This is a genomic window from Clostridium sp. DFI.1.208 (genome assembly GCF_024463855.1).
GTDB lineage: Bacteria > Bacillota_I > Bacilli_A > Erysipelotrichales > Erysipelotrichaceae > Clostridium_AQ.
Genome location: NZ_JANGCA010000027.1, coordinates 54,329 through 62,559 on the forward strand (window position 1 = coordinate 54,329; position 8,231 = coordinate 62,559).

Sequence of the window (8,231 nt, forward strand, 5' to 3'; positions counted from 1 at the left end):
ACTGCGGTTTAGCAGTGTGGAATGTCGGTATGATTGGATATTTCTGAGCTGGTTGTACATAGATCATCCCTGCTGAGATCGTGAATACAGGCATGCCCGCTGATTCTTGCAAAGGATTTCAATTCCTCCCGTAGTACATGCAGATAGTTTTCCAGGCGCTTTGCTCCTTTGTCTATGGAAAAATTCTTGCGCAGCTTTGGATCTTGCGTGGCAATGCCCATCGGGCATTTTCCGTTGTGGCAGATGCGGTACTGCTGACAGCCGATTGCTATCATAGCAGCACTTGCTATTGCGATGGCATCCGCACCCATTGCAAGTGCCTTGATCATTTCACCACTTGTACGAAAGCCTCCGGTAATGATGAGCTCCTGTGTCATGTGGTGCTGATCCATATATGCGCGGGCACGGGCCAGAGCATATACGGTAGGCACTGTAGAATTGTCTTTCAGGTATTTTGGAGATGCTCCGGTTGCGCCACCTCGACCGTCTATGGTAATGAAGTCAGGCTGTGCATATGCTATCCATTCCAGATCTGCTTCGATATGCCCGGCTGCTATTTTTATGCCGATCGGCCGTCCATCACTGCGTTCTCTAAGAGAGGTGACCAGTTGCTTTAAATCGTCCTTTGTTTTGATTTCTTCAAATTTCGATGGGGAAATGATGTCCTGATGCAGTGGCTTTCCACGTATGGCGGATATTTCTTCCGTGACTTTTTCTGCAGGAAGATGACCGCCCATGCCTGGTTTTGATCCCTGACCGATTTTGATTTCGATAGCATCACTGCGCTTCAGGTTCTCATCCGTCACACTGTATTTGTTAGGGACATATTCAAAAATGTATTTGTAGGCATGATCGATTTCATCCGGAAGGATGCCGCCTTCTCCACTGCATTGCGCGGTATGTACAGCTGCTGTGCCTTTTGCCAGTGCGGTTTTTGCTTCTTTGGAGAGGGCGCCGAAGGACATGTGGGATACGTAGACGGCATGATCAAGAACCATTGGCTTGCGTGCGTTTTTACCGATGATGGTCGTTGTATCAATATTCGCTTGATCAGCAAGTGGCGGGTGGGCAAGTTGACCTCCTAATAGGAGAATGTCATCCCATCCGGGTACGGATTTGTGTGTGCGCATCGCTTCGATACGGCTGGCGTTGTGGATAGCCATTTCATGGATGAGCGACATGCTGGGTTCCAGAGTGTCTTCCTTTTTGGCATTTCTCTGTATGGCAAGTGAGGCGACATCATTTTCAGCAGATGCTACTGATGCGGATTCCTCCAAGGCTTCTTTTTTAAAGCATTCCTTTGGTGCGGTGCATAGCGGGCATTTCCATGTGCTATCAAGGTTGATCCAGAGGGTGCCTTCAACTGCTTCATCATACATGTAGCCACATATTTCGCATACATATTTCATATAAAAAATCTCCTTCCTGTAAGCGTTTACTTTATGTGTTTATTGTACGCTGTTTGGAAGAGGATTGCAAATAGTATTGGATGGGAAGTAGTGTGGAGGGATGCAAAATACTGAGATGTTTGATCGACAAGCTCCGCGAAAGAGCTTGACATTATCTTTTCTTTCTAACTTCATTTCTACTAAAGATTTAGATCCACAAGCTCCGCGAAAGAGCTTGACCGAGAGGTGCATCATGGATATTGCGAATTACTTATTTAGATCCACAAGCTCCGCGAAAGAGCTTGACCATCAGACCATTTACGATACCACCCGCTAGTCTTTATTTAGATCCACAAGCTCCGCGAAAGAGCTTGACCAAGGACACAGCATATGCAATCATAAACGAGCTTATTTAGATCCACAAGCTCCGCGAAAGAGCTTGACTTATGCAGTCCGTGAATTTATGGCCAATATAGAATTTAGATCCACAAGCTCCGCGAAAGAGCTTGACGGAATAAGTTCATCGATGTTTCAGATTATGATGATATTTAGATCCACAAGCTCCGCGAAAGAGCTTGACTGAAACAACAGTCTATAAATCGAGTGTAGGCAATTTAGATCCACAAGCTCCGCGAAAGAGCTTGACCAATTAGTTCCATCGGACGCATCCCAGTATACATATTTAGATCCACAAGCTCCGCGAAAGAGCTTGACTTTACATTTTTGTAATACCACGATGGCACCAATTGATTTAGATCCACAAGCTCCGCGAAAGAGCTTGACATCAATTCCTTTTTTCATATCATCAGTATATAAGCCAATTTAGATCCACAAGCTCCGCGAAAGAGCTTGACAACGATCATTTAAGCGAAGATTATTCCACTACCATTTAGATCCACAAGCTCCGCGAAAGAGCTTGACTGAATCGTATAAAGGTCGTCATCATTCCAGATCATTTAGATCCACAAGCTCCGCGAAAGAGCTTGACCCAGTCCTCTTCCTCTGTGTTTGCCAACCGGTTATTTAGATCCACAAGCTCCGCGAAAGAGCTTGACGCTGGAAAAGAAATGCTCAATCGACGGTCACTGCTATATTTAGATCCACAAGCTCCGCGAAAGAGCTTGACATGCTGCTGATTATACAACCACGCTTAAAAAGCTATTTAGATCCACAAGCTCCGCGAAAGAGCTTGACCCATTCCTTAAATACTTTTCGTGTTTCAACCGAATTTAGATCCACAAGCTCCGCGAAAGAGCTTGACGATCGTACCACAACTATAAGCGATGGACGTAGACAATTTAGATCCACAAGCTCCGCGAAAGAGCTTGACCGTGAGATTTGTGATAAACCACTCCAAATGTAACAAAAAACATTATTTACATTTTATTATTTACTGTGCTTTTGCTGAAAATTGTTACATTATGTCTAAAAACACAATTATGTGGCGCGAACCTTCCTGGAAAATCATGTGAGCTAGGGGTTCGCGCAAAGAACATGTGAGTGGATATGACATCTCTACTTTTATTATAACAGAAACTTTACAAAGTGCTAAAAAAAATGTAATTGAGGTCAGTTTTTAGAATCTGTTCGTGTAAACCATACGAAGGTTGTAAAATTCACCCATCAGCTATTGAAGGGAACGGTCTTTTCTTTTATAATGAGAGAAATATGAAATATCAGGAAAGAGGGAGAATATGAAATTTTCCAAGCGAATGGATTTACTTGCAGAAGGTGTTTTCAGCAGACTTGATGAAGAAAAACAAAACATGCTGGCTGATGGGAAAGCAGTGTATGACTTTACGATAGGATCTCCTAACATAGCACCAAGTAAAGAAGTCATGGATGCACTAATCACTGCTGCACAGCAGCCTGAAAGCTATATGTATTCACTTCATGATACAAAAGAATTAAAAGAAACGATACAAGCCTGGTACAGAAAACGATATCAGGTAGAATTGGATACAGAAACAGAGATACTGTCTCTGCAGGGTTCTCAGGAAGGGCTTGCACATGTCGCATTGGCACTATGTGATGAGGGGGACACCGTTCTCATTCCTGCTCCTAGCTACCCTATCTTTGCGAACGGACCGAAAATAGCCGGAGCAAATTTATATGAAATGCCGATGCTGAAGGAACATGAATATCTGATTCAATTCGATGCAATTCCTGAAGAAATAGCAGAAAAGGCTAAAATGATGATTATATCCTATCCGAATAATCCAACAGGTGCTACGGCTCCAGATAGTTTTTATGAAGAATTGATTCGATTTGCAAAGACACATGATATTATCGTGATTCATGATACAGCCTACAGTAATCTTGTGTTTGACGGAGAGGAAGGGAAAAGCTTCTTATATTATGCGGGCGCAAAGGATATTGGTATTGAATTTAATTCCTTTAGTAAAACCTATGGTATGGCGGGAGCACGTATTGGAATATGTGTGGGGAATGCGGAAATCGTCGGTATACTGAGGAAACTGAAAAGCAATATTGATTACGGTATGTTTTTACCTATTCAAAAGGCCGCAATCGCAGCTTTAACACAAGACCAAAGCATTGTGAAAGAAACTCGTGATACCTATCAGAGAAGAAGAAATCGTATCGTTGCAGGTGCTGCAGCTGCAGGCTGGCACATCGCTTCATGCAAGAGTACCATGTTCTTATGGGCACAGATACCGGAAGGCTTTGGAAGCAGTGAAGAATTTGCTTTAAACCTGTTAAAATGCAGCGGTATGCTGGTGACTCCTGGAAGTTCTTTTGGAGCATATGGTGAGGGCTTTGTACGAATTGCACTCGTTCAAAGTGATGAAGTTATCGAACAGGCATTGCAGGCTTTAAAGGAAAGCCGGTTCTTTCTGAAATGAAAACACTGATTGCAATTGGCGGCGGAAGCTTTCAAAAGCAGGAAACAATGGCAATCGACACCTATGCGATTTCCAGGTGTGAAAAAACACAGCCGCATGTATTGTTTATTCCGCTAGCAAGCAGAGATGATCAGGGTTATGCGAAACGCTTCAAACAATATTACCGTAGCCTTGGCTGTCAGGTCGAAGCATTGCGTCTGCTGCATACAAAGCTGAGTAATGAAGAAATATATAAGAAATTCCGTTCACAGGATATGATTTATCTTGGGGCAGGCGATACCGTGTTTCTCATGGAGCAGCTGAAACAGAGAAAGCTGGATTTGCTTTTAAAGGAGCTATCCCAGCAGGGAATCGTTATCTGCGGAATCAGTGCCGGGGCGAATGCTCTATTTGAATATGGCTACAGCAACATCGCATCAGACACATTTGAACTTGTGAATGGTATGGGGATGATTAAAGGGGCGTTCTGTCCACATTATCAGAAGGAAGAACGTAAATCCTTCGATATGGTTTGCAGGAAACAGAATCTGCCAGCTATTGGCTGTGCGGATCAGCGTGCTTATGTAGTTACGGATGAAAAGCGATTTTTCCTCGAGTGAGGAAGCTTTTTTCTTTTATTAAAACTTCGGGTAATATTACTTGCAAATTGTTTCATTTTTGTCTATAATGTACAAGTCTATAGAAACATCGTATATACTTTCGACATGATGGTGAAAGCGTTTCTACCTGAAAACCAATTTCAGACTACGATGGAAGCTTATATACGAATACTGCGGTTTGCGGTGTTTTTTTGTTTTGGGAGACAGAAAAGAGGGAATTATGTTAGAAAAATTATTCAAATTGAACGTGAAGCAGACTTCTGTAAAAACCGAGGTAATTGCCGGCATTACAACCTTTCTGGCAATGGCTTATATCCTTGGGGTAAACCCGTCTATTCTGCATGATGCAGGTATGGATCGCGCGTCTGTTTTTATGGCGACAGCTATTTCTGCAGGCTTTGCCTCTATCGTTATGGGATTGGTGGCGAACTACCCGGTTGCGCTGGCTGCCGGTATGGGGGTAAATGCATTATTTGCCTACACGATCTGCGGACAGATGGGCATGAGCTGGCAGGCTGCATTGGCTGGCGTATTTATTTCCGGTTTGATTTTCATCGTGATTTCAGTTACCGGTATTCGTAAAGCGATTATCAATGCGATTCCAAAGCAGCTGAAGATGGCGATCGGGGCCGGTATCGGTTTTTTTATCGCTTTTGTTGGATTGAAAAATGCAGGGATTGTAGCAGGCAGTGCGTCTACCTTTGTAACAATCGGTAATTTTGCGGATCCAAAGGTGCTGCTTGCACTCTTCGGCATTCTTCTGACCATCGCTTTGCTTGTTAAAAAGGTACCGGCTGCTGTTTTTGTCGGAATGGTGATAACTGCGGTGATTGGAATTGTCTGCGGTGCAGCATTTGGGTTAAAGGGAATGCCGGCATTGCCTGATAAATTCTTTGAAATGAATTTCCATCTGAATGCGGCAGGTTCTTTTATGGATGGTTTCGGTGAGCTGTTCGCGAATCCGTTGAATGCGTTTGTTGTGATTTTCTCCTTTCTGTTTGTGGATTTCTTTGATACTGCCGGTACGCTGGTTGCTGTTGCGAACCGAATCGGTCTGGTGAATGAGAAGGGTGAGCTGGAGAATGTGGAGCGTGCACTGGTTGCGGATGCGGTAGGTACTGTTGCAGGTGCTGCGTTAGGTACTTCTACGGTTACCTCCTTTGTGGAATCAACGTCCGGTGTTGAGGTTGGCGGTAGAACCGGTTTAACAGCTTGTACGACGGGTATACTGTTCTTTGTATCTATTCTGTTTTCGCCAATCGTGTTATCTGCGGTAACAAATGCGGTTACGGCTCCTGCTCTTGTTGTTGTGGGTATTCTGATGGCACAGCAGCTGAAGGAAATCGAATGGGATAACATGGTATATGCGACTGCCGGATTCATTACGGTTCTTATGATGATTCTGACATATTCCATTTCCAATGGGATCGCGTTTGGATTTATTGCCTATGCGATTGCAATGACGGCTGCCGGTAAAGCAAAGGAAGTACATATCACGGTATGGGTATTGATGGTGATTTTCCTTATCTACTTCGCACTGCCGCAATTTATGTAGAAAAAGATTTTAAAATCAGAAAAATAATGATATTATAATACACGGAAATCTTAGTATTTCAACGACGCCGATACTATACATGCTCGCTATGGTATCGGCTTCTTAATAAGGAGGATACATTCATGGCTGATAAAATTATCGTACTTGACTTCGGAAGTCAGTATAACCAGCTGATAGCACGTCGTATTCGTGAGTTTGGTGTTTATTCTGAATTGCACCCGCACACGATGACACTGGAAGAAATTCTGGCACTGAAGGATGTCCGGGGAATCATTTTCTCTGGTGGACCAAACAGTGTATATGATGAGGAAGCGTTTAAATGCGATCCAGCAATTTTTGAATCCGGTATTCCTATTCTTGGTATCTGCTATGGTATGCAGATGACACATTTTATGAATGGCGGAAGTGTGAAGGCTTGTGAAGCAAAGGAATATGGAAGAACAGAGATTACGGTTAAGACGGATTCTCCAATTTTCAAAGGTTTGCCGGAAAAGCAGATCGTCTGGATGAGTCATGGTGATCAGGTGGATACACTGGCTGATGGCTTTGTGAAGGATGCATACAGTGATACCTGTACATTTGCGGCTACCAGCAATATAGAGAAGAATATGTATACGCTGCAGTTCCACCCGGAGGTGCGTCATTCCGAGTATGGAAACGAGATTCTGAAAAATTTTGTTTTTGAGGTCTGCAAGGCGAAGAATGACTGGTCTATGCACAGCTTCATTGATATGGAAATTGAGAAGATCCGCAAGACTGTCGGTACGGACAAGGTGCTGTTGGGATTGAGCGGAGGTGTGGATTCCTCTGTTGTTGCGGCATTGCTGCATAAGGCGATTGGGGATCAGCTGATTTGTATGTTTATTGATCACGGCTTGCTGCGTAAAGGCGAGGCGGAAAGCGTTATGGAAACATTCGGGCGCGAGATGAATATCAATTTGGTGAAAATCGATGCAAAGGAGCGTTTCCTGAGTAAGCTGGCGGGTGTGAGTGATCCGGAGAAGAAGCGTAAAATCATCGGAAATGAGTTTGTGTATACCTTTGATGAGGAAGTGAAGAAGCTGACTTCAGGTGAGGATATCAAGTGGCTGGCGCAGGGAACGCTGTATACGGATGTCATTGAGTCAGGGACAAAGACGGCGCAGACGATTAAGTCACATCACAATGTTGGTGGGTTGCCTGAGGATATGCAGTTCAAGCTGATTGAGCCGCTGAATACGCTGTTTAAGGATGAGGTGCGTGCATTGGGTACGGAGCTGGGATTGCCTGATGAGATGGTTTGGCGGCAGCCGTTCCCAGGTCCTGGTTTGGGTATCCGTGTGCTGGGCGATATTACGGAGGAGAAGCTGGAAATCGTTCGGGATTCTGATCTGATTCTGCGCGAGGAAGTTGCGAAGGCAGGGGTGCAGAAGGAGATTTGGCAGTATTTTACGTGTCTGACGAATATGCGTTCTGTTGGTGTTATGGGGGATCAGCGTACATATGATTATGCGGTGGCTATCCGTGCGGTGACTTCGATTGACGGAATGACGGCGGATTGGGCGAAGATTCCGTATGAGGTGCTGGATGTTATCAGCAATCGTATTGTGAATGAGGTGAAGCATGTGAATCGGGTGGTGTATGATATTACGAGCAAGCCTCCGGGAACGATTGAGTTCGAATAGTTCCCAAAGTTCTTAAAACCGCTAATATTAGCGGTTTCAGACTGTTGACAAAGTGACTGTCGACAGTCTTTTTAAAATCTGATAGAATATCTGTGGCAGAAACGTACTTCATAAACCCAAAAATAGTCGACGTTTCTGCCATTTATTATGCCAAAAATGAT

Annotated in this window: 5 protein-coding genes, 1 CRISPR repeat array and 1 riboswitch; of the genes, 4 read left to right on the forward strand and 1 reads right to left on the reverse strand. The window is 44.0% G+C overall.

Annotated elements, in window-relative coordinates:
* Positions 1-8 precede the first annotated feature (8 nt).
* A complete protein-coding gene (locus tag NE665_RS14355; RefSeq protein WP_117442451.1) occupies positions 9-1,409 on the reverse strand; it encodes a glutamate synthase-related protein in 1,401 nt (466 codons plus the stop codon).
* A gap of 116 nt (positions 1,410-1,525) precedes the next feature.
* A CRISPR array of direct repeats spans positions 1,526-2,718; the repeat unit is 34 nt; unit sequence ATTTAGATCCACAAGCTCCGCGAAAGAGCTTGAC.
* Positions 2,719-3,082: 364 nt separating this feature from the next.
* Between NE665_RS14355 and NE665_RS14360 the strand changes: the two genes are divergently transcribed.
* The 4 genes from NE665_RS14360 (at position 3,083) to guaA (ending at position 8,070) form a co-directional block, all read left to right on the forward strand.
* Complete coding sequence (locus NE665_RS14360; RefSeq protein WP_117442452.1) at positions 3,083-4,252, forward strand: aminotransferase class I/II-fold pyridoxal phosphate-dependent enzyme; 1,170 nt, start codon at positions 3,083-3,085, stop codon at positions 4,250-4,252.
* A complete protein-coding gene (locus NE665_RS14365) occupies positions 4,249-4,851 on the forward strand; it encodes a Type 1 glutamine amidotransferase-like domain-containing protein (protein ID WP_117442453.1) in 603 nt (200 codons plus the stop codon). The genes NE665_RS14360 and NE665_RS14365 overlap by 4 nt, the downstream gene beginning before the upstream one ends.
* A gap of 68 nt (positions 4,852-4,919) precedes the next feature.
* Positions 4,920-5,019: riboswitch (purine riboswitch) on the forward strand.
* A gap of 52 nt (positions 5,020-5,071) precedes the next feature.
* On the forward strand, positions 5,072-6,406 hold the full coding sequence (locus tag NE665_RS14370) for an NCS2 family permease (protein ID WP_117442454.1): 1,335 nt from the start codon (positions 5,072-5,074) through the stop codon (positions 6,404-6,406).
* Positions 6,407-6,528: 122 nt separating this feature from the next.
* Positions 6,529-8,070, forward strand: a complete 1,542-nt coding sequence (gene guaA, locus NE665_RS14375) for a glutamine-hydrolyzing GMP synthase (protein ID WP_117442455.1) — start codon at positions 6,529-6,531, stop codon at positions 8,068-8,070.
* Positions 8,071-8,231 lie beyond the last annotated feature (161 nt).